17 protein-coding genes are annotated in these 22,589 nt (G+C 45.8%); 10 read left to right on the top strand and 7 right to left on the bottom strand.

Annotation, left to right across the window (positions count from 1 at the left end):
* Nucleotides 1-55 precede the first annotated feature (55 nt).
* From panC to sfsA, 7 genes are all read right to left on the bottom strand, one after another.
* Nucleotides 56-958, bottom strand: a complete 903-nt coding sequence (gene panC, locus APB76_RS01860; protein ID WP_049845634.1) for a pantoate--beta-alanine ligase — start codon at nucleotides 956-958, stop codon at nucleotides 56-58.
* Between the two features lie 11 nt (nucleotides 959-969).
* Nucleotides 970-1,764, bottom strand: coding sequence for a 3-methyl-2-oxobutanoate hydroxymethyltransferase (gene panB, locus APB76_RS01855; RefSeq protein ID WP_049845635.1), 795 nt, complete (start codon nucleotides 1,762-1,764; stop codon nucleotides 970-972).
* A gap of 22 nt (nucleotides 1,765-1,786) precedes the next feature.
* A complete protein-coding gene (gene folK / locus APB76_RS01850; protein ID WP_054962764.1) occupies nucleotides 1,787-2,272 on the bottom strand; it encodes a 2-amino-4-hydroxy-6-hydroxymethyldihydropteridine diphosphokinase in 486 nt (161 codons plus the stop codon).
* Nucleotides 2,269-3,636, bottom strand: coding sequence for a polynucleotide adenylyltransferase PcnB (gene pcnB, locus APB76_RS01845; RefSeq protein WP_054962763.1), 1,368 nt, complete (start codon nucleotides 3,634-3,636; stop codon nucleotides 2,269-2,271). The genes folK and pcnB overlap by 4 nt, the downstream gene beginning before the upstream one ends.
* A gap of 81 nt (nucleotides 3,637-3,717) precedes the next feature.
* On the bottom strand, nucleotides 3,718-4,608 hold the full coding sequence (gene gluQRS / locus APB76_RS01840) for a tRNA glutamyl-Q(34) synthetase GluQRS (protein WP_054962762.1): 891 nt from the start codon (nucleotides 4,606-4,608) through the stop codon (nucleotides 3,718-3,720).
* A 71-nt stretch (nucleotides 4,609-4,679) separates the two neighbouring features.
* Complete coding sequence (gene dksA, locus APB76_RS01835; RefSeq protein ID WP_049845639.1) at nucleotides 4,680-5,126, bottom strand: RNA polymerase-binding protein DksA; 447 nt, start codon at nucleotides 5,124-5,126, stop codon at nucleotides 4,680-4,682.
* A 121-nt stretch (nucleotides 5,127-5,247) separates the two neighbouring features.
* On the bottom strand, nucleotides 5,248-5,979 hold the full coding sequence (sfsA, locus tag APB76_RS01830) for a DNA/RNA nuclease SfsA (protein ID WP_054962761.1): 732 nt from the start codon (nucleotides 5,977-5,979) through the stop codon (nucleotides 5,248-5,250).
* Nucleotides 5,980-6,041: 62 nt separating this feature from the next.
* Between sfsA and hrpB the strand changes: the two genes are divergently transcribed.
* From hrpB to APB76_RS01780, 10 genes are all read left to right on the top strand, one after another.
* On the top strand, nucleotides 6,042-8,495 hold the full coding sequence (gene hrpB, locus APB76_RS01825; protein WP_054962760.1) for an ATP-dependent helicase HrpB: 2,454 nt from the start codon (nucleotides 6,042-6,044) through the stop codon (nucleotides 8,493-8,495).
* A complete protein-coding gene (gene mrcB / locus APB76_RS01820) occupies nucleotides 8,492-10,855 on the top strand; it encodes a penicillin-binding protein 1B (RefSeq protein WP_054962759.1) in 2,364 nt (787 codons plus the stop codon). The genes hrpB and mrcB overlap by 4 nt, the downstream gene beginning before the upstream one ends.
* 86 nt (nucleotides 10,856-10,941) lie before the next feature.
* Nucleotides 10,942-13,230: a patatin-like phospholipase family protein gene (locus APB76_RS01815; protein WP_054962758.1), complete on the top strand. Its 2,289-nt coding sequence runs from the start codon at nucleotides 10,942-10,944 to the stop codon at nucleotides 13,228-13,230.
* A 298-nt stretch (nucleotides 13,231-13,528) separates the two neighbouring features.
* Nucleotides 13,529-16,117, top strand: coding sequence for a bifunctional aconitate hydratase 2/2-methylisocitrate dehydratase (gene acnB / locus APB76_RS01810; protein ID WP_054962757.1), 2,589 nt, complete (start codon nucleotides 13,529-13,531; stop codon nucleotides 16,115-16,117).
* A gap of 279 nt (nucleotides 16,118-16,396) precedes the next feature.
* Complete coding sequence (locus APB76_RS01805; protein WP_049845645.1) at nucleotides 16,397-16,768, top strand: YacL family protein; 372 nt, start codon at nucleotides 16,397-16,399, stop codon at nucleotides 16,766-16,768.
* 188 nt (nucleotides 16,769-16,956) lie between these two features.
* Nucleotides 16,957-17,295, top strand: a complete 339-nt coding sequence (glnK, locus tag APB76_RS01800; RefSeq protein ID WP_004742633.1) for a P-II family nitrogen regulator — start codon at nucleotides 16,957-16,959, stop codon at nucleotides 17,293-17,295.
* A 26-nt stretch (nucleotides 17,296-17,321) separates the two neighbouring features.
* Entirely contained in the window at nucleotides 17,322-18,551 is a 1,230-nt protein-coding gene (locus APB76_RS01795; protein ID WP_054962756.1) for an ammonium transporter, read from the top strand.
* A gap of 160 nt (nucleotides 18,552-18,711) precedes the next feature.
* The gene (locus APB76_RS01790; protein WP_049845647.1) at nucleotides 18,712-19,728 is read left to right on the top strand and encodes a Fe(3+) ABC transporter substrate-binding protein; all 1,017 of its coding nucleotides are present in this window, start codon (nucleotides 18,712-18,714) and stop codon (nucleotides 19,726-19,728) included.
* 175 nt (nucleotides 19,729-19,903) lie between these two features.
* On the top strand, nucleotides 19,904-21,529 hold the full coding sequence (locus APB76_RS01785) for an ABC transporter permease (protein ID WP_049845648.1): 1,626 nt from the start codon (nucleotides 19,904-19,906) through the stop codon (nucleotides 21,527-21,529).
* Nucleotides 21,529-22,560 carry an ABC transporter ATP-binding protein gene (locus tag APB76_RS01780; protein WP_049845649.1) on the top strand — a complete coding sequence of 344 codons (1,032 nt, stop codon included), beginning with the start codon at nucleotides 21,529-21,531 and terminating at the stop codon, nucleotides 22,558-22,560. Before APB76_RS01785 ends, APB76_RS01780 begins: the two co-directional genes overlap by 1 nt.
* Nucleotides 22,561-22,589: the final 29 nt, after the last annotated feature.

The raw sequence follows: 22,589 nt of genomic DNA, 5'->3' as shown, positions 1-22,589 counted from the left end.
TTCTCGCTTCTCGCTTCTCGCTTCTCGCTTCTCGCTTCTCGCTTCTCGCTTCTCGCTATTCAGCGCTCTCTGAAGGCGTCTCTGTTGCCTCTTCTTCCTTAGCTTCAACAGCCAATTCAACTACTTGGTTGTCGATAAGGCGTGCTTTACCTAAGAAAGCAGACATTAGAATCACCGCTTGAGGTGTTTCGGGAGTGACTGTTTGCAGAGTGCGGGCATCGCGAATAAATATTTCATCAGGCTGCAGACCGGCAGCACGCAACTGATCACTTGCATCTTCAATGATAGACGCGTAGTCGTCACGGCCACCTCGAATCGCACTGCTAATCCAACGCATGGTGCGTGCAAGCACAGGAGCACGCTGGCGTTCATCAATGGTTAGTAAGCCATTACGAGAACTCATTGCTAAGCCGTCCATTTCACGTACCGTTGGCACGCCAATGATGTCGATATCAAGTGCCAAGTCTTCGCTCAGTTTGCGGATCACTGCAAGTTGCTGGAAGTCTTTCTCACCAAAGCAGGCAACATCTGGTTGAACTATATTAAACAGCTTGGTTACTACGGTCGCGACGCCGCGGAAGTGACCTGGACGAGACGCACCTTCAAGGATGTTTGAAAGTCCTGGAACTTCAATCGAAGTTTGGCTCTCAACACCATTCGGGTAAATGATCTCTGGCGTTGGGGTGAAGATAACTTCTACTCCTTCGCTGTTTAGCTTGCTGAGGTCATCTTCCAAGGTACGAGGATAGTTGTTCAAGTCGTCAGCGCGATCAAATTGCATAGGGTTGACGAAAATGCTAACTACGACGATCTCTGCGTATTCACGCGCTTTGCGCACCAATGTTAAGTGACCTTCGTGAAGGTTGCCCATCGTTGGAACAAAAGCCACCTTACGGCCATCTCGCTTGTACTGCTTAATCTGCTCACGAAGAGCGCCAATTTCAGCAAAAGTTTGCATGACTATAATCCTTACGCGATTGTGTGTTCATCGTCTGGGAAAGTACCGCTTTCAACGTCTTGCTTGTATTTGGTTACAGCTTTACGCATGTCACCCGTTTCAGCAAGGAAGTTTTTCGAGAATTTTGGCATGTAGTTCGCTGCAATACCGAACATATCGTGCATAACTAAGATTTGACCGTCAGTGACGTTTCCTGCACCAATACCAATCACTGGCACATCACACACTTCAGTGATTCGTGCGGCGAGTTCTTTTGGAACACATTCAAGCAAAATGATTTGTGCGCCTGCTTCTTGCAGAGCAAGTGCATCACGAACCATACGATCGGCTTTATCTTGTTCTCGGCCTTGAACCTTGAAACCACCAAAGATATTCACTGACTGAGGCGTTAAGCCTAGATGAGCACAGACAGGAACCGCACGTTCTGTAAGCATCTTCACCGTGTCAACTAGCCAGTCGCCACCTTCAATTTTTACCATGTTTGCACCAGCACGCATCAGAGTCGCGGCATTTTCGCACGCTTGCTCTGGTGTGGCATAGCTCATAAATGGCATATCAGCCATCAATAAACAGTTAGGGCTGCCGGCACGAACACAGCGAGTATGGTAAGCAAGCTCTTCTACTGTCACGGGTAGCGTTGAAGTTTCGCCTTGAAGAACCATACCTAGCGAGTCACCTACTAGCAGTACTGGCATTTCTTGGCTTTCGAATAGCTGAGCGAAGCTTGCATCGTAAGCGGTAGAAGTTGCAAATTTACGACCTTCTTGCTTCCATTTCATTAGGTCGTTGATAGAAATTTTTTTCATGATTTTTCCTTACAGGAGTTGGCTATGATTGCCAAATACGCAGACCGTTTTGATCAACGACTTTCAGTAAGTCTTGCAGTCTGGTCCCACATGGGAGGGTTAAATCTGGTGCGATTTCTGCGAGCGGGTAGAGCACAAATTCACGCTCTTTCATTCCGTAATGAGGAACGACTAGGCGCTCGGAATCCATCACCTCATTGCCATAAAGAACAATATCGAGATCTAGGGTTCTTGGACCCCAACGCTCTTCTTTACGGACGCGCCCTTGTTCTTGTTCAATAGCTTGGGTGCAATCAAGCAGTTCAAGTGGCGTTAATTCTGTTTTTACTTCCACTACGGCATTGATGTAGTCAGGTTGGTCTTGAGGGCCCATCGGTGTACTGCTGTATAACGAAGAGCTACGTATAAACTCTGACTTTGGCAGTTGTTTTAATGCATCAATAGCCGCATTAGCTTGCGAGACAGGATCGCTAAGATTACTACCTACAGCGATAAATACCGTGATCATGATGATGCCTTCGGCTTTTTCTTACGGTAGTTCTTGCGCCTACGCGGCTTTGGTTGACCGTCTGCAGATGCATCGAGATCGGCAACCATAGCTTGACGCATGTTACGGCCTGCGTTTTGGAAGGTTTCCCACCATTTAGCCAGCTGCTCGGTATCACCTTGTTCAATTTCACCGCGCATCTCTAAGAAATCAAAACCTGCACGGAATTTGTTGAGTTCCATTAAACGGAAGGCTCGTTTACCGTTGCGGCGTGGCATGCGTAATTGCAGTTGCCAAATTTCGCGGATGGTCGCGGTATGACGGCGGGGAATCGCTATGGTACGGACCTGATCATCAAGAACATAGTTGCTGGCTTCCATAATCGCATCATAGAAAGCAAGCTTTCGTGTCTCCATCAACTGTTTAGCTTTCTCTTGTAGTGGGTACCAAAGCATAGCGGCGAACATAAACGCAGGGTTAATACGCTTGCCTTCTTCAATTCGTTGGTCAGTAGAATCCAATACAAGGTCAAGCATCTGCTCAGTCTGTGATGAGTAGTCCTCAGTGAAGAACTCAGCAATGGTTGGAAATAATTGCTGGAATAAGTTGTATTCACGCATCAGGTGGTAGGTTTCTAAGCCATGACCCGATTGCAGCATCTTCAGTGATTCTTCATAAAGACGTGCTGGTGGGATGTCTTGCAGTAAAGTTGACAGAGCTTCAATTGGCTCTGCAGTGTCTTCTTCGATGTCGAAGTCGAGTTTTACGGCAAAGCGGATAGCGCGTAACATACGTACTGGATCTTCGCGATAGCGCGTTTCAGGATCACCAAGCAAACGAATCAGCTTGTCTTCTAGATCTTCATTACCGCCGGCGTAATCATGAATTGAGTAGTCCCCAATGCTGTAGTACATCGCATTGATGGTAAAGTCACGACGTTCGGCATCTTCATCAATGGTGCCGTAAACATTGTCACGTAGCAACATACCTTCTTTCGATTGTTGCGAGACATTTTTGCTCGGTTCCTGATGATGACCACGGAAGGTGGCCACTTCAATGATGTCGCGACCAAACATAATGTGGGCTAGGCGGAATCTACGACCAATTAAACGGCAGTTTTTGAATAGCTGTCTGATTTGCTCTGGCGTGGCATTGGTTGCAATGTCGAAATCTTTCGGCGCTTGGCCAAGAAGTAAGTCTCGAACACCACCACCAACAAGATATGCGTCGAAGCCTGCACCATGAAGACGGTATAGCACCTTCAATGCATTATCACTGATTTTTTTGCGCGAGATGTTATGCTCTTGGCGAGTAATAATATTTAAATCGAGCTCAGTAATTGCTCGAGATTCGCTGGGTGTATAGTCGTTTTTATTCATGTGCATCTGGCAATCATTGGTTAAACCAACCTTGCGTGAGTTTAGTTTCCTAGGCCCGCAAGGGGCGAATTTGCGGCTTATAATAGCCTACAGCGAGCGGTTTGAGAATAATGGTGTGATCTCAGTCGATGAAGGCAACTGAGTAACATGCCAGTTCTTCACACCCCATTCAATGATTTCATCTATACTCGACCGACGAATTTCTTCCGTAATATCAAACCCTAAGAACTGCATTGCATCAAGTAGTGCGGGCTTAGGGTTATCGTTATCTACCGCTTTGGCATGGTTTTGTTTGGACAACTTATGACCATTTGTATCAAGCGCCAACGGAAGGTGCAAATAGTTTACAGGTCTACGATCTAGCATTTGATAAAGGCTTATTTGTCTGCCCGTTGGCTCAATTAAGTCTGCTCCACGCACTACCTCTGTCACTCCTTGGTCAATGTCATCCAATACTACAGCAAGGTTATAGGCGAACAATCCATCGCGGCGCTTGATAATAAAATCTTCATTTGCCAGCGAGGCAGGGATAGTTAATGTGCCGTGGCGCTTATCTTCAAACTGATAAACTGGCTGAGTCATGCGTAAACGAATCGCACATTGGTCATGGTTGGTTAAGTCAAGATCGCGACAGGTTCCTGTATAGAAGCCACCGAGCGCTTTAATTTGCTTACGCGTACACTGGCAATAATACGCCTGTCCAGATTTTAGCCAGCGCTCTATTTGCGATTGATACAGCTCATACCGTTTGCTTTGATAAACCACTTCGCCATCCCAATAAAGATGGTAAGCCTCTAAGGTTTGCAAAATCAACGCAGCGGCCCCTGGCATTTCTCGTGGAGGATCTATGTCTTCAATTCTCACTAGCCATTGGCCATGATGAGCTTTGGCTTGGAAATAACTACCCAGTGCAGCAATTAAAGAGCCAAAGTGCAAAGGGCCTGATGGGGATGGAGCGAAGCGACCAATATAACTCATACTGTTTTTAAATCGTGATACAAACCAAAAAGGGAGCCACAGCTCCCTTCAATAGTTATTGCAAGTCTGTATTAACCTTGCATTTGCTTCTCTTTGATTTCTGCAAGAGTCTTACAGTCAATACAAAGGTCTGCGGTTGGGCGAGCTTCTAGACGACGAATACCGATCTCGACACCACAAGATTCACAGAAGCCAAAGTCATCTTCTTCGATCTTGTTCAACGTCTTTTCGATCTTCTTAATCAGACGACGTTCACGGTCACGGTTACGTAGCTCTAAGCTGAACTCTTCTTCTTGAGAAGCACGGTCAACGGGATCTGGGAAATTTGCTGCCTCGTCCTGCATATGGTGTACAGTGCGATCAACTTCTTCCCTGAGCTGGTTGCGCCAAGCTGATAGAATTTTTGTAAAATGAGCCAACTGCTCAGGTGACATGTATTCTTCACCAGCTTTCTCTGTGTATGGCTCAACCCCTGCAATGGCTAGGATGCCTAGCGCTTTTTTCTTTGATTCTGGCATGCAGCATCTCCTACTAACACCTAGTCAACTGCGCTCGCAGTTATTTTTAAGGCGGGTATCTATAGCAAAAAGAATCATTGGAGGCAAATACTGGAGACTAAACTTACTGTCATTGTGAAGGTCACATCATTTTTGGCCGTGAATGGCTAAATTTGAGTGACTTGACCAGTTTGATCTCATCGCTTGAAAGCTCTGCTTTGTAGCACAGTACTTCCACTCCTTGTTCTTGAGCGTATTTCAGTAATTGTGAATATTTGGCGTCTATATGGAGTGCAGGAGAGACTTTTTCAATCCCTGAATGTAAAACAGTGAACAAAAGTATCGCTCTGCTTCCAGATTGCACCATTTCTGTGAGTTCTCTCAGATGTTTTTGTCCACGAGTAGTGACTGCATCTGGGAAATACCCTTGGCCTTGGAATTCCTCATCTAATAAGGTGACGCTTTTAACCTCTATATAGCATTTTGGTTGATTTTTTGAATTGAGCAAGATATCAATCCGGCTATTTTCATTACCATATTTCACTTCTGTTTGAAGTTGGTCATAGCCCTGTAGTTCTGCAATCACTCCCGCTTCTATTGCTTCTACCGCCAATTGGTTTGCGCGCACGGTGTTAATACAGATGCGATGGCCTTGACTTGTTTCTGTTAGCTCCCAACTGTTTGGGTATTTACGCTTCGGATTGTCAGAGGTTGAATACCATACTTTATTACCGGGCGTCGCACAGCCAGTCATAGCGCCAGTGTTAGCGCAATGGATTGTGCGCTCACTGCCATCTGGCAAAGTAATGTCGGTGAGAAAGCGTTTATAACGCTTAACTAACGTAGCTGAATCTAAAGGGGGATCGAACTTCATTTGGGACTAGTTACTGTTTTTATGTACAATAGTTGCCAACATTACACCATAAGGTCATCCCATTGTCACAACTGCCTATTGAAGGCGTGATGCCAGAGTTACTTTCTGCTGTTCGCACTTGTTCTCAATTGATCCTTAAAGCGGCACCTGGTGCTGGTAAGTCAACCTATTTTCCACTGCAACTGCTTAGGCAGAAAGTGGTGAAAGGCAAGATCATTATGCTTGAGCCAAGACGACTGGCGGCGCGAAACATTGCTCGATATCTCGCCCTGCAATTGGGTGAAAGAGTCGGGCAGCGTGTGGGTTATCGCGTTCGTGGTGAGAATCAGACCAGTGAGCAGACTCAATTAGAAGTGGTTACTGAAGGCATTCTAACACGCATGATTCAGTCTGATCCTGAACTGATAGGTGTTGACCTGATCATCTTCGATGAATTTCACGAGCGCAGTATTCATGTTGATACGGCTCTGGCGTTTTGCCTAGAGATCCAGGAAGCGCTACGTGATGATCTCAAGCTAGTGGTGATGTCGGCAACGTTAGATCAACATGCTCTATCTCGTTTACTCCCAGAGTCAGAGTACGTTGAGTCACATGGACGTAGCTATCCTGTTGAACATCGTTACGTGCCACCCAAGCCAAATGAGCGTTTGGAAGACCAGATGGCAAAACAGATTTCTGCTCTGATGAGCAGTGAATCAGGATCTTTATTGGCTTTTCTTCCCGGCGTAGCGGCGATCAAACGTGTCGAAGAGCGTTTACAGCAGTTGACGAGTGAAATTCAGGTGTGCCCACTATATGGACAGCTCGACTTTTCCCAACAACAAGCGGCTATACAACCTGTGGCGAGTGGTCAACGTAAGGTGGTGTTGGCCACTAATATTGCCGAAACCTCACTCACAATCGAAGGCATCAGGCTAGTGGTTGATTGTGGTTATGAACGAGTGGCTAAGTTTGACCTAAAAAGCGGTGTTACGCGTTTAGAGCAGACTCGAATTGCTCAATCTTCAGCCGAGCAAAGATCTGGGCGGGCTGGACGAATCGAACCGGGTATTTGTGTACGCTTATATTCCGAAGGACAACTCGCTCAACAGCCTTATGTGCCTCAGGCGGAAATTCTGCATTCTGATTTGTCTAATCTGGTTCTTGAACTTGCTCAGTGGGGAGCGAAAACTCCCGCTGAACTGGGCTGGTTAGATGTACCACCCGCTAGCGCTATAAACCAAGCCAAAGCGCTGCTTGTGCAACTTGGGTTATTGGATAACAAAAGCCAGTTAACAGAAGCGGGAAAACTTGCCTCGAAGTTAGGTTTAGAGCCGAGATCTTGCGCTATGCTCGCCAAAGCGAACTGCTCTCTAGAAACAGCCTCAGCGATTGTCGCTCTGTTGGAAGAGCCAGAGCGCAATGCTCTCGACTTTATGCATAGCATGCATCGTTTCAAGCAAGGCAAGCATAGCAAACAGAAAATGGTTATCGAGCGAGCGAAGGTGATAGCTAAGCGAATGGGCCATCGTTTTTGTTTAGATAATGTCGATGAGTCAAAGGTGGCAGTGTTGTTAGCGCAGGCTTTTCCTGATCGAATTGCTAAGGCGAGAGTGAATCAGATTGGTAGGTTCTTATTGGCTAATGGGCATGGTGCGCAAATCCAAGATACGCAAAGGTTGGCGAGTAGCGACTATTTAGTGGTGTTGGACTTAATGCGCAGCCACTCAGAGTCCTCGCAGGTTTTGACAGCGGTAGAGTTAGATGTGTTTGAGCTGCAAAATCACTCTCCGGAGTTGTTTAGACGGCAAGAGGTTGTGGATTGGGATGAGCAAAAAGGTCGACTCGTTGCTCAGCGACAGACAAAGATCGGTCGCTTAATCACTGAGACAGCATCGCTTCCTGAACCCTCGCGCGAAAAAATGACGCAAGCTTTACTTAATTTCGTTCAACGTAAAGGGCTTTCAGTATTAAATTGGACACCGCAAAGCGTTGAGCTTTTAGAGCGTATGCGCTGCGGACAGGAGTGGTTACCTGAGCAACAATGGCCTGCGCTTGATGAATCTGGACTGTTGGACAACCTAGCCATCTGGCTAGAGCCGTACTTAACTGGTGTTGGCTCTGTAAAAGCATTGGCGAAAGTCGACATCGAGGCAGCTCTAATGGCCTATTTAGGTTGGCCGTTAAATCAAGAGATAGACAAGTGGCTGCCAACACATTACCAAGTTCCTACGGGCAGCAAGAAAAAAATACGCTATCAGCAAGGGCAAGAACCTGTTCTATCCGTTCGAATGCAAGAAGTTTTTGGTGAGCAAGATTCGCCAGAAATTGCCTTGGGTAGAAAACGTTTAGTTTTAGAGTTGCTTTCTCCTGCACAGAGGCCACTTCAGGTAACGCGTGATCTGGCGAGTTTTTGGAGTGGGGCATATAAAGAAGTGCAGAAAGAGATGAAAGGGCGCTACCCGAAACATGTGTGGCCTGACGATCCGGCTAACCACGTAGCGACAACGAAAACCAAACGACAAATGAACTCATGACCAAAAAAACAGCCTCGACAGGTACCAAAAGCACCGCTAAGAAACCTGTTCGTAAACGTGCGTCTAAATCGCCGAAACGCAGTCCGAAAAAGAAACCGCAACGTTCTTGGTTGAAGGCTATTTGGGGCTTTAGTTGGAAGCTGACTTTGGCGGGATGTGCCGTCCTACTAGTGGTTGGGATCTATCTCGATAGCTTGGTAAAACAGCGTTTTGAAGGACAGCTTTTTGACTTACCAACTGTGGTTTATGCGCGTATTCTCAACTTAGCTCCCGGTGATGCGATTACGATCCAAGAAGTCCGTAATGAACTGGATGTTCTCAATTATCGTAAGGTGCGTCAGCCGCGGTTTCCCGGCGAGTACTCTTCATCATCCACCAAGATAGAGCTTATCCGCCGACCTTTTGAGTTTTCTGATGGCCCTGAGCCGGATCGTCATGTGATGCTATATTTCTCGCAAAGTAGTTTGCAACGAATTGAGTCACTGGAGAAAAAAGGTGATTTAGGTTATCTACGAGTTGAACCTAAGATGTTGGGAATGCTCGAGAAAAATCACGATGAGCAAAGGTTGTTTGTTAAGCGCGAGCAATTCCCAGAGGTGATGATTGATGCCTTGCTAGTGACTGAAGATCGCGACTTCTACCAACACGAGGGGGTGTCTCCACTCGCGATTGCACGAGCCTTGGTCGCCAATGTCAAAGCCGGACGAACGGTTCAGGGGGGAAGTACGCTTACGCAGCAATTGGCGAAGAATATCTTCCTATCAAGTGATCGCACCTTGTGGCGAAAAATCCGCGAAGCGTATATTGCGTTAATACTCGACCATCGTTATAGCAAAGATCGGATCTTAGAGGCGTATCTTAATGAAGTTTATTTGGGGCAGAGCCGCGGACAAGCGATTCACGGTTTCGGCCTAGCATCACGGCTTTACTTTGGGCAACCGATTCAAGAATTACGTATTGATCAGCTCGCCTTATTAGTAGGTATGGTCAAAGGGCCTTCGTACTACAATCCGGTTCGTTTCCCTGAGCGAGCAAAAAAGCGCCGCGACTTGGTGCTGCGTCTAATGATGCAACACGATATCTTAACGGCGCGCCAATATGACATGGCAGCAAGTCGACCGCTGGATATCCAAGACAACCCACGTATTGCTAGCCGTCAGCCTGCCTATTTCCAGCAATTGAACATTGAACTAAAACAGAAAGTGGGTGAGGCATACCAATCGGATGTTGGTTTAAAAGTCTTTACCTCACTAGACCCTGTATCGCAGCAAGAGTTAGAGCAGGCGATCGCTAAAAAGATCCCGCAACTTGCTAATGTTGCAGGTAAGTCTCTTGAAGGTGCCGCAGTCGCTGTAGATCGCCATAGCGGAGAAATTCGCGCCATGGTCGGCGGTAAGCGCACTGGCTATGATGGCTTCAATCGAGCGTTGAACGCCAGTCGCCAAATTGGTTCTTTAGCCAAGCCAGCTGTGTACCTAACCGCACTGGAGCAACCGGAAAAGTACAACCTAGCGACAACCTTGCACGATAAACCGATCAGCTTAAAAGGTAGTAAAGGCAACGTTTGGTCCCCACGCAACTATGACCGTAAATTCCGCGGTGATGTGCCTTTGTATATTGCATTGGCAAAGTCACTCAATGTGCCAACAGTTGAGCTTGGAATGCAGCTAGGCATCTCGAGCGTGGTTAAAACGTTAGAAAAGCTTGGGGTGGATAAAAACGAAATTCGCCCAGTACCTTCTATGTTCCTTGGCTCGTTTAGCTTAACGCCATTTCAAGTTGCGCAAATGTATCAGACCCTGACTAACTCAGGCAAACAGGCAAGACTGTCGGCATTACGTTCAGTGATCGACCTTGATGGCAATGTGCTGTACCAGTCTTTACCTAGAGTGTCGCAAACTGTTGATCAACAAGCAGCTTGGTTAACGACTTACGCGATGAAACGCGGCGTATTAGAAGGAACAGGCCGTTATCTCAATAGTCAGTTTGCTTGGGCGGCGCTTGCTGGTAAAACAGGCACCAGTAACGACACCCGAGATAGTTGGTTTGTTGGCGTTGATGGGCGAGAGGTCACCACTATCTGGCTTGGCCGCGACGATAATAAACCGACCAAGCTAACAGGCTCTAGCGGGGCATTACGCGTGTATGCAGAATATCTAAAGCATCGAATTCCAGAGAAATTAACCCTGCCTTGGCCACAAGGGGTGAGTACCTTAGGTTTTGCTAAAACCGCGCAAGGTAGCCTAGATCTCGACTGCTCAAATGAGTTTAAGTTGCCAATCTGGGATGTCAGTGACCGTTTACAAAAACAGTGTGATAGTCAGCCGAAGCAGTGGTTAAAGAAATTATTTAGTTGGTAGCAATCATTGTGTTGAATATTAATGCTTTACGATGATCAACTCTGCCAGTATAAACACAGCATAGGCTTTAGAAAGGAACTCGAATCGTGACCAAACTCATTGGCTTCCTAGCATGTGTTATCGGAAGCATTACATTTAGTGCGTTGGTTCAAGCAGAATCTGACCAAGAGACAAGACCGAAAGTGGCGCTTGTTTTGGCTGGTGGTGGAGCAAAAGGGGCTGCACATATTGGTGTATTGAAAGCGCTTGAAGAGCTAAGAGTTCCTGTCGACATTATTACTGGTACCAGTATGGGGTCATACGTTGGTGGTTTGTATGCGACAGGTATGAGTGCGGATGAAATCGAGTCTTTTATCCATACAGTGGATTGGAACAGCGGCTACCGCGATAGGGTTGATCGCAGCCAGCGTAAAGTACAAGACAAAGAGTACGAAGATAGATACCAGTTAACCACTGATTTAGGGCTGCGCTGGGGTGAAGTTCGCGGCAAAAGAGGTATTGTTCAGGGGCAAGGAATGTTAAAGCTGCTGCGTGAAACCGCAGGGAACTTGCCTCCATTTGAGTCTTTCGATGAGTTAGCGATCCCTTACCGCTCTGTCGCGACCGATATTATCGACCTTGAACCTGTTGTGATTGATCGTGGTTACTTAGTCGATGCTATGATGGCGAGTATGTCAGTACCCGGAGCCCTACCACCGTATAATCTTGATGGTCGATTGCTTGTCGATGGTGGGGTCACAAATAATATGCCGGTGGACGTTGCCCGCGATCTTGGTGCCGATGTTGTGATTGCCATTGATATTAGTACTGAATACAAGAACGAAGAAGACTTTACCACGCTATTTACTGTTGCTGATCAGCTATCTAACTACCTAGTACGAAATACCACTAATCAGCAGGCAGAATTGCTTACTGAAAAAGATCTGTATCTACGCCCTGAAGTCGGCGATATGGAAACGACTGAATTTGCCAAGATGCCTGACGCTTTTGAAAAAGGTTATCAGGTGACAATGGAGAACAAAGAGTTGCTCAAAAAGCTCAGTTTTTCCTCTGGGCAATATCAAAAATACGTTGATCATAAGGAAGATGTGCGTCGTGAATTAAGATATGGAGATGAAATCACAGTGCAGAATGTGGTGATAAACAACAAAACTCACTACGCTGATGCTCTGTTAGAGCAGCGTCTAAGTTTGGAGCCTGGCAATGAGTACTCTTTGGCCGAGGTAGAACAAAGTGTTCAAGACTTGTATGCTTTAGACCGCTTTGAGCTGATCAAATATCGCTATGACGTTGTTGATGGACAAGATAGCTTAATTGTCGATGTTAACGAAAAGTCCTGGGGACCAAACTACGTTAATTTTCGCTTTTTCCTAGAAGATGACTTTACAACAGATAGCCAGTATTCGATTGGCATATCGAGTAATTTTACCAACTTGAATGACTTTGGCGCAGAATTAAGAACCAATTTTGAAATTGGGACAGACAAGCTGTTTCAAGCGCAGCTGTATAGTCCTTTCTTTTCCAGTCAGAAAGCATTTACCACTTTTGGTGTCACGTACAGTAGCGAGAAACGCAACCTACCTGATTCTGGATTTGAAGATACGACGCTATCAGCAACAAAAAATTATTTCCCATTAACTTATAGCGAATGGACCGCGGAGTTGGCGTTAGGCTATCAAGATACCTTATGGCGACGATTTAAAGTTGGCGCAAGGTATGTTGATGGAGATGGGGAGCTATCGACCCTGCCGTCATATCTAGATTTAGACTATAAGCGATTGGGTGTTTTTGCCAATTATCGAATCGATACTCTGGATAACTACAGCCTACCACGCAGAGGTTTATACCTTGATTTAGATTATTTAATCTCTCACGATGAAAGTGTCGGTGGAACCTTGTTCAGGGAGGCTATGGTAGAAGAAGACACTGCGTATGAGTTTGGTGCGAAAATGATCGCAGCACAGACTTTTGCTCGCCATACTTTGGTTGCAAATATCGATGTAGGGTTCGTAAACAATAAAAACTCATCTATCCCAATTGATCCTAAAGAAATTGGTGGTTTTCTAAATTTATCGGGGATCCCACGTAATAGCTTAATTGGGCAAAATAAAGTGTTCGGCAGCCTTGTTTACCGTTACCGGTGGTTTGATAACGATTTTGGCTTATTTACTTCACCATTCTATATTGGTGGTTCAATGGAATATGGCGGCGTCTGGAATGATCCCGACTTAGATATTGATGATGCACCGTTATATGCTGCAGGTTCAGTGTTTGCTGGAGTGGATTCGCCAGTAGGTCCCATTATGTTTGGCTATGGCCGCACTGAGCAGAATTTTGACTCATTCTACTTAATCATAGGCACTACATTTAAGTAACGTGAGTTTCATTAAACGCCATAATATCCCATTGTCATCAAGTAGGACTTTGGCAGATTTAACGGGAAAAATCATAGAACTTTAGTCTTAAGTTGCTATGTTGGTCAAAATGATTAGTTTTTAATTTAACGTTAAATTTGCTATCCTACCGCCCACAGTTTGGCCTCTCTGGCACTGTTTATCAGTCAGCATTGAATGAAAAATATGGCAAGGAGAGCCAAGTTTCCAAGGATGTTCACTCCCTTATTCTTTGAATAAATAGCATAAGAGGGAGGAACCGCAATGAGAGGAAAAAGTCGTGCTTGAAGCCTACCGTAAACACGTCGAAGAGCGTGCTGCTGAAGGAGTTGTTCCTAGACCACTGGACGCTGAGCAAGTTGCCGGCCTAGTTGAACTTCTTAAAACCCCACCTCAAGGTGAAGAAGCATTTATTCTTGACCTACTAGAGAATCGTATCCCTCCTGGTGTTGATGAAGCTGCCTACGTTAAAGCTGGTTTCCTAACGGCCGTCGCAAAAGGTGAAGTGGAATCGCCGCTTGTTAGCCGTGAAAAAGCAGCAGAACTGCTTGGTACCATGCAGGGCGGTTACAACATCGCTCCACTCGTTGAGTTGCTAGAAGATGAGGCGTTAGCGCCAATCGCAGTTAAAGCACTTTCACACACTCTACTTATGTTTGACGCTTTCTACGATGTAGAAGAGAAAGCGAAAGCTGGTAATACTTACGCACAGCAAGTTCTTCAGTCATGGGCTGACGCTGAATGGTTTACTTCAAAAGAGAAAGTTGCTGAAAAAATCACGGTTAAAGTATTTAAAGTGACCGGTGAGACGAACACCGATGACTTATCTCCAGCACCTGATGCTTGGTCTCGCCCAGATATCCCTGTGCACGCAAAAGCGATGCTTAAAATGGAACGTGACGGCATCAACCCTGATGAGCAAGGTAGTGTTGGTCCAATTAAGCAGATTGAAGAACTACAGAAAGACGGTATCCCATTAGCATACGTTGGTGACGTAGTTGGTACTGGTTCTTCACGTAAATCTGCAACCAACTCAGTGCTTTGGTTTATGGGTGATGATATCCCATATGTACCAAACAAGCGCACTGGTGGTGTGTGTCTAGGCGGTAAGATCGCGCCAATCTTCTACAACACAATGGAAGATTCAGGTGCACTACCGATCGAATTGAATGTACAAGACATGAACATGGGAGATGTGATTGATATCTACCCATACGAAGGTGTTGTACGTAAAGGCGGCGCAGAGATCTCAAGCTTTGAATTAAGCAAAGTACTACTTGATGAAGTACGCGCTGGTGGTCGTATCCCGCTTATCATCGGTCGTGGCCTAACAAGCCGTGCTCGTACATCTCTAGGCCTAGAAGAGACGGATCTATTTGCTAAGCCTGTTGACCCATCAGCTTCTGAGAAAGGTTACACACTAGCTCAGAAGATGGTTGGTAAAGCGTGTGGTGTTGAAGGTGTTCGTGCAGGTCAATACTGTGAGCCTAAGATGACTACGGTAGGTTCTCAGGATACAACGGGTCCTATGACGCGTGACGAGCTAAAAGACCTTGCATGTCTTGGCTTCTCTGCAGATCTTGTGATGCAGTCTTTCTGTCATACATCGGCATATCCTAAGCCAGTTGACGTTAACACTCACCATACTCTACCTGATTTCATCATGAACCGCGCAGGTGTTTCTCTACGTCCGGGCGATGGTGTTATCCACTCATGGTTAAACCGTATGCTTCTACCTGATACAGTAGGTACAGGTGGTGACTCGCATACTCGTTTCCCACTAGGTATTTCCTTCCCTGCTGGTTCTGGTCTTGTGGCATTTGCTGCTGCGACAGGTGTTATGCCGCTTGATATGCCAGAATCAATCTTGGTGCGCTTCAAAGGTGAAATGCAGCCAGGTATCACGCTACGTGACCTAGTACATGCAATTCCGCTATACGGCATCAAGCAAGGTCTACTAACTGTAGAGAAAGCAGGTAAGATCAACGAATTCTCTGGCCGTGTCCTAGAGATCGAAGGTGTTGAGCACTTATCTGTAGAGCAAGCATTCGAGCTTTCTGATGCATCTGCAGAACGCAGCGCAGCAGGTTGTACCGTTAAGCTATCTCAAGAGTCTATCGAAGAGTACTTAAACTCGAACATCACCATGCTTAAGTGGATGATCGCAGAAGGTTACGGTGATGTACGCACAATCGAACGTCGCATTACTGCAATGCAAGAGTGGCTGGCGAACCCTGAATTACTATCTGCAGATGCTGACGCAGAATATGCGCACGTTATCGAGATTGATCTTGCTGATATCACAGAGCCTGTACTTTGTGCACCAAACGATCCTGATGACGCGCGTCTGCTGTCTGAAGTTCAGGGCACTAGCATCGACGAAGTGTTCATCGGTTCATGTATGACTAACATCGGCCACTTCCGCGCTGCGGGTAAGATGCTTGAAGAGTTCAATGGTTCCCTAAGCACTCGTCTATGGGTTGCACCACCAACTAAGATGGATAAAGATCAGCTAACGGAAGAAGGTTACTACGGTATCTTTGGCCGTGCGGGGGTTCGTATTGAAACTCCGGGTTGTTCGCTATGTATGGGTAACCAAGCACGTGTTGCCGACAAAGCGACAGTCATGTCAACATCTACTCGTAACTTCCCGAACCGTTTGGGTACTGGTGCGAATGTTTACCTAGCGTCAGCAGAGCTTTCTGCTGTGGGTGCCATTCTAGGGCGTATCCCAACTAAGGAAGAGTACTTGGAGTACGCTCAGAAGATTGATGCAACGGCAGCGGATACATACCGCTACCTGAACTTCCATAAGATGGAAGAGTACACTAAGAAAGCGGATGAAGTGATTTTTCAAGAGCCAGTCTAACGTTTAGTCGCGGTTCAAGTAATGATATAGCGCTCGCCAAAAGGTGGGCGCTTTTTTTTAGACAATGGGAACGGACTTCGTCCTATGAAACGCTTCGCTCTAGGTGCGAGAGTAGTAGGATCTATTTTAATTCTGTCATTCCCTAGACTGACGAAGGAAGGAGTAGGGAATCTCACTAAGCTATCTACTCGCTTGAGGAGATCCCCAATTCTCGACCCTTGATTCCCGACCCTGTATACTCCCGCCGATTAAGTTTGGCAGAACTACAAGAGGCGCCCTATGGAATTCGAGTTTATTAGGAACACTTTAATGGGCGAATACTATGTGAAGTCCAGTATGGGGCACGAAATTGTTGCACGTTGGCTGCAGGAAGAAATTGGTAAAGATTGGCAGAAAATTGATCGCGTTGATCATTTAATTCGCGAAGCACGCTCTAACCCTCAACAAGAGCATGCCTTAGAAGGCACTGAAATTTCCCTAATGATTCAAGGTGATGAAGCAACGGTTCAAGAAAATGTACTTGCTCATGGTCAGGAGATGGACGCAAATAGCGAGTTTGATTTTTATGACAGTGAAAGTACAGCCAACTGTGGGTTGGAAGACTTCGAAGATCTAATTGAGCAATGGAAAACTTTTCTCACAACCAAGTAATGCACTTTTGTGGTGAGCTATCTTAGACTTGCTTTAATTTTGTGAAAAGGGCGCACCGAGTTGGTGCGCCCTTTTTGTTTGTTGAGCTATATTTGAGGCTTGTTTTTATTTAAATCAATAATTTAATAAGTTGGCACGTACCTTGGATTACTAATAAGCAAAAGGATGACAGCTTCAGAGAGGATGCGATGAAACTTATAAATGCGATTATCAAACCGTTCAAATTAGACGATGTTCGTGAGGCCCTAGCCGATGTTGGTATTGAAGGGATGACAGTATCAGAGGTTAAGGGATTTGGCCGTCAGAAAGGTCACACCGAGCTTTACCGTGGTGCTGAGTACCAAGTTGATTTTTTGCCGAAGGTAAAACTTGAAATAGCAACTCAGGCAGAAAACGTAGACCGCGTGATTGAAGCGGTTTCAAAAGCAGCACACACCGGAAAAATCGGCGATGGCAAAATTTTTGTTTATGACCTCAGCCAAGCGGTACGTATTCGTACCGGTGAAATGGACGCCGAAGCGCTTTAAGAATTCAAAGGATTGGAGACAATAAGATGGAATTAACAACAACAGTAACAGAGTTACGTTACGCACTAGACACCTTTTTCTTCCTCATTTCGGGTGCGTTGGTAATGTGGATGGCAGCAGGTTTTGCCATGTTAGAAGCGGGTCTGGTTCGCTCAAAGAACACCACTGAGATTCTGACCAAAAATATCTGCTTGTACGCGATCGCTTGTACTATGTACCTCATCGTTGGTTACAACATCATGTATGTTGATAATGGTGAAGGCGGTTGGTTACCATCATTTGGTGCACTCATCGGTACTCAAGGCGAAGGGGCTGACCACTCTTTAGAGTCAGACTTCTTCTTCCAGGTAGTGTTTGTCGCGACCGCAATGTCAGTTGTCTCAGGTGCTGTTGCTGAACGTATGAAGCTATGGTCTTTCTTAATCTTCTCGGTAGTACTAACAGCATTTATCTACCCAATGGAAGGTTACTGGACTTGGGGTGGTGGTTTCCTATCAGAAGCTGGCTTTAGTGACTTTGCAGGGTCAGGTATTGTTCACATGGCAGGCGCTGCTGCAGCTCTCGCGGGTGTTCTACTTCTAGGTGCTCGTAAAGGTAAATACGGTAAGAATGGTGAAATCTACCCAATTCCTGGGTCAAATATGCCTCTTGCAACGCTAGGTACCTTTATCCTATGGTTTGGTTGGTTCGGCTTCAACGGTGGGTCTCAGCTAATGGTATCTGATTTTGAAAATGCTACCGCAGTTGGTCAAATCTTCTTGAACACGAACGCAGCCGCAGCTGCAGGTGCAATTGCAGCGTTACTAGTATGTAAAACAACTTGGGGTAAAGCGGACCTGACTATGATTCTTAACGGTGCATTAGCAGGTCTTGTTGCTATCACTGCTGACCCTCTATCACCATCACCGCTTTACGCTGTTGCAATTGGTGCAGTATCTGGTGCGCTAGTGGTATTTAGCATTATCGGCCTAGATAAGCTTAAGATTGACGATCCAGTTGGTGCGATTTCAGTACACGGCGTATGTGGCTTCTTTGGTCTAATGGTTGTGCCACTAAGTAATGGTGATGCGACGTTCGGTGCTCAGCTGCTAGGTGCATTGGTGATTTTTGCTTGGGTATTTGGTGCAAGCCTAGTGGTTTGGGCTGTGCTGAAAGCAACAGTGGGTATCCGAGTCTCTGAGGACGAAGAAATGGAAGGAATGGACATGCACGACTGTGGCGTAGGTGCATATCCTGAATTCGTTACGGTGAAGTAATTACACTAAGTGTGATGTTACATATAGTTACAAATAAAAGTATCAAAAACCTGCTCTAATGAGCAGGTTTTTTTGTTTCGCATCATTGTTTTCTAAATTGTGATGAATATAATAACGCAACTGATAAACGTTATCATTACGAAGTTAAAGGACTGAACCAATGAAAAAACTGCTGACTCTTTCTGCACTAGCTTGCGCGACAATCGCACCTACAGCGGCGATCGCTGCAGAAGAAGTGAACGTATACTCTTACCGTCAACCTTTCCTAGTTGAGCCAATGTTCAACGAGTTCACTAAAGAGACAGGTATTAAAGTAAACGTTAAGTTTGCTAAGAAAGGTCTAGCAGAGAAGCTAGCTCAAGAAGGTGAATACAGCCCAGCAGACGTGATTCTAACTGTAGATATTAGCCGTCTATCTGAACTGACTAAGAAAAACCTTGTTCAAGCGGTTGAAAGCGAAGTTCTAGAAAAAAACATTCCAGCTCAGTACCAAGATACTGACAACGAGTGGTTTGCCCTAACAACTCGAACTCGTAGCGTTTATTCTTCACGTGACCGAGTTGGCCGTTTAGGTGAAGACTTCACTTACGCTGATCTAGCTAAGCCTGAATTCAAAGGCAAAATCTGTACTCGTAGCGGTAAGCACCCTTACAACGTATCTCTAGTTTCTGCAATGATTGCTCACGAAGGCGAAGCCGCAACTAAAGAGTGGTTAGAAGGCGTTAAAGCTAACCTAGCGCGTAAGCCACAAGGTAATGACCGTGCACAGGTTAAAGCAATCAAAGAAGGTCTATGTGACGTTTCTCTTGGTAACAGCTACTACCTAGGCAAGATGGTTAACGATGCAGAGCAAAAAGCTTGGGCTGATGCAGTTTACATCAACTTCCCTAACCAGAAGACGACAGGTACTCATGTAAACATCTCTGGTATGGCGATGGCTAAACACTCTCCAAACAAAGAGAATGCAGTGAAGCTTATGGAGTTCCTAGCGGGCGATAAAGCACAAAGCATGTATGCTGAAGTTAACTTCGAATACCCAGTGAAAGATGGCGTTAAGCGTTCAGAACTGGTTGCGTCTTGGGGTGATTTCAAGCCAGATACTATTTCTCTAGATGATGTTGCTAGCCACCACGAAGCGGCGATCAAACTACTAGACGAAGTTAAGTTCGACCTATAATAGTTTTTTGGTGAGTCATTGACTCTCTAAATAAGCACAGCCTCAAGTCGCTCTTTTTGTAGGGTTACTTGAGGTTGTTTGTTTATAAGGGTATAAATACCCTAAACTATTAAAGGGATATGAGAGGTATTTGCAAACGCATTTATATTTCATAATTCCTGGTTGTAAGTAGGCGATGAAAGAAAAAAATTATTTATGGGGAACCAGTAGCGGAGCGCTTGCTTTACTACTGGTTTTGCCGATCTTAGCGATATTCATGACAGCTGTTGGTGAAACCGATGAGCTTTTTGCTCATTTGATGTCAACGGTAATGCCAACTTACACGTTTAATACTGTGGTACTGGTTATTGGTACTATGGTGTTGTCTCTCGTGTTTGGTATTCCTTCCGCTTGGATTATGGCGATGTGCCGAATCCCCGGAGAGCGAGTCCTTCAATGGGCTCTGGTACTTCCGCTAGCGATGCCGGGGTATATCGTTGGGTATATTTTTACTGATTGGTTTGACTTTGCCGGACCAGTTCAGATTTTGCTGCGCGATCTGACGGGGTGGGGGCCAGGGGAATATTGGTTTCCTGACATCCGTACCCTGAGCGGTGCGATTATTGTTCTTTCGTTAGTCTTCTATCCATATGTTTACCTTTTGTGCCGTGCTGCTTTTATGGAGCAAAACGTCTCTTTGCTTCAATCTGCCCGTCTATTGAAATGCTCGCCTTGGGAGAGCTTTCGCCGTATCTCTTTACCTTTAGTTAGACCGTCGATTGCGGTTGGTTTGTCGCTGGTAGCAATGGAAACCATTGGTGATTTTGGCACGGTGAGCTACTTTGCGGTCAATACGCTAACCACTGCGGTTTATGATACTTGGCTTGGTTATTCGAGCTTAACGGCTGCGGCAAAAATTTCTGCGATAATGTTGGTTGTTGTCATACTCCTACTCAGCTCCGAACGCTACAGTCGCCGCAAGCAAAAATTATTTCAAAACCAATTCAGTAGCCGTGAAGACTTCCGCTATGAGTTAGCTGGTTGGAGAAAGTGGCTAGCATTGTCTTGGTGTTGGGGGCTTGTCTGTATCGCGTTTATTTTCCCGCTTGGGCAGTTGATTATCTATGCTTACAAATATTTCGGCCAAAGTTGGACGGCGGAATTTCGTGAGTATGCGCTTAATAGCCTGTATGTTTCCCTAACCGCTGCCATTATTGGTGTTGTGGTCGCATTGATTGTCAACTTCTGCCAACGCGTCAACCCTGGGCGTAAGAGCCTTGCATTTATGCGCTTATCCTCAATGGGATATGCAGTCCCTGGAACTGTCCTCGCTATAGGTGTGATGGTGCCTGTGTTATTTATGGACCACTTGGTCAACGACATTGCTAAATTCATGGAGTGGGGCAGACCAGGTTTGATTTTTTCTGGTTCTATGTTTGCTTTGATCTTCGCTATGGTCGTGCGTTTTTCTGCGGTCGCAATAGGCAGTATTGAAAGCAGTTTAAGTAAAGTATCTCCATCGCTTGATATGGCATCAAGAACCATGGGTTGTAGTGCTAATTCCATGCTGTGGCGCATTCATTTCCCGTTAGTTCGTCGAGGCGCTTTGATCGCGGGTCTGTTGGTCTTTATCGAGTCAATGAAAGAGCTCAATGCGGCTCTGCTGCTGCGCCCATTCAACTTTGAAACTCTTGCAACTTATGTTTATAACTTTGCCTCTGATGAGCATCTAGAACTCGCTGCATTACCTGCGGTGCTGTTAGTGCTGGTTGGTTTGGTGCCTTTAGTTATTGTTAACCGTTCACTGGAGCATTCCCACTAATGAACTGCGCATTATCAATTAAAGACTTAACGTGTAAATACGATGAGCAAACGACGGTGCTAGAGTCACTGTCGCTAGAAGTTGAGCAAGGTGAAATTGTTTGTCTGCTTGGGGCAAGTGGTTGTGGCAAAACAACGTTACTTAAAGCGATAGCAGGGTTGTTACCATTAAGTTCTGGCACCATGAGCCTAAACTGTATGACCATTGATGACGGTGCGAACTGGCTTCCTCCAGAGCAGCGTAATATCGGTATGATCTTCCAAGATTACGCGCTTTTTCCACACTTAACCGTGGCAGAAAACGTTGCCTTCGGCTTACGTAAATTACCGTTCGGTGAGCAAAAAGCGAAAGTCGAAGAAATGCTTGAGTTAGTGCATCTTGATGGTTATAGCGAGCGCTATCCGCATCAATTGTCTGGTGGTCAGCAACAGCGTGTTGCTATTGCTCGCTCCCTCGCTTATAAGCCAGACTTATTACTGCTCGACGAGCCTTTCTCAAATATTGATACTCAAGTGCGACACGAGCTGATTGCCGAGATCCGTAAGATCTTTAAGAATCAGGGGGTAACGGCGATTTTCGTAACTCATAGCCGTGAAGAGGCGTTTGCTTTTTCTGACAAGATGGCGGTTATGAATCACGGTGTGATTGAACAGTATGGCACAGCGAGCGAGCTGTATTACCAGCCATCAAGTAAGTTTGTCGCTGACTTCCTCGGCGGAGGTAGTTACTTAACTGCTAAACGCTCTTCAGAGTCAGAATTTGAAACTGAACTAGGCTTAGTCGAAGCAACTGCCCAGCAACATATTCAAATCGGTGACAGTTGTGAATTACTGCTTCGCCCTCAGCATGTTCAGATTAGTGCGGCAGAAGACAGCAGCGTCACCGTATTAGAGCAGCAATTTATGGGTGATCACTGTCGTTACGTGATTGATGCGAGTGGAAGTCGTTTGCTAGCGAGTTCTGCCGAGCCTCTTACCATAGGCCAGCAAGTGTCGGTCAAGGTCGAAACTCAAGGTGTGTTAGCTTTCTAGATAAAAAATGCCCGGCGAATGAAGCCGGG

This window comes from Vibrio bivalvicida, assembly GCF_001399455.2.
In the GTDB taxonomy this organism is placed as follows: Bacteria; Pseudomonadota; Gammaproteobacteria; order Enterobacterales; family Vibrionaceae; genus Vibrio; species Vibrio bivalvicida.
Note: the sequence above shows the minus strand (reverse complement) of the source record. Positions and strands in the feature narration are given on the sequence as shown.

Bases quoted from the DNA above. Each gene is read 5' to 3' on its own strand.
- panC (WP_049845634.1), bottom strand. From the start codon at position 958: ATGCAAACTTTTGCTGAAATTGGCGCTCTTCGTGAGCAGATTAAGCAG.
- panB (WP_049845635.1), bottom strand. From the start codon at position 1,764: ATGAAAAAAATTTCTATCAACGACCTAATGAAATGGAAGCAAGAAGGT.
- folK (WP_054962764.1), bottom strand. From the start codon at position 2,272: ATGATCACGGTATTTATCGCTGTAGGTAGTAATCTTAGCGATCCTGTC.
- pcnB (WP_054962763.1), bottom strand. From the start codon at position 3,636: ATGCACATGAATAAAAACGACTATACACCCAGCGAATCTCGAGCAATT.
- gluQRS (WP_054962762.1), bottom strand. From the start codon at position 4,608: ATGAGTTATATTGGTCGCTTCGCTCCATCCCCATCAGGCCCTTTGCAC.
- dksA (WP_049845639.1), bottom strand. From the start codon at position 5,126: ATGCCAGAATCAAAGAAAAAAGCGCTAGGCATCCTAGCCATTGCAGGG.
- sfsA (WP_054962761.1), bottom strand. From the start codon at position 5,979: ATGAAGTTCGATCCCCCTTTAGATTCAGCTACGTTAGTTAAGCGTTAT.
- mrcB (WP_054962759.1), top strand. From the start codon at position 8,492: ATGACCAAAAAAACAGCCTCGACAGGTACCAAAAGCACCGCTAAGAAA.
- APB76_RS01805 (WP_049845645.1), top strand. From the start codon at position 16,397: ATGGAATTCGAGTTTATTAGGAACACTTTAATGGGCGAATACTATGTG.
- glnK (WP_004742633.1), top strand. From the start codon at position 16,957: ATGAAACTTATAAATGCGATTATCAAACCGTTCAAATTAGACGATGTT.
- APB76_RS01795 (WP_054962756.1), top strand. From the start codon at position 17,322: ATGGAATTAACAACAACAGTAACAGAGTTACGTTACGCACTAGACACC.
- APB76_RS01790 (WP_049845647.1), top strand. From the start codon at position 18,712: ATGAAAAAACTGCTGACTCTTTCTGCACTAGCTTGCGCGACAATCGCA.
- APB76_RS01785 (WP_049845648.1), top strand. From the start codon at position 19,904: ATGAAAGAAAAAAATTATTTATGGGGAACCAGTAGCGGAGCGCTTGCT.
- APB76_RS01780 (WP_049845649.1), top strand. From the start codon at position 21,529: ATGAACTGCGCATTATCAATTAAAGACTTAACGTGTAAATACGATGAG.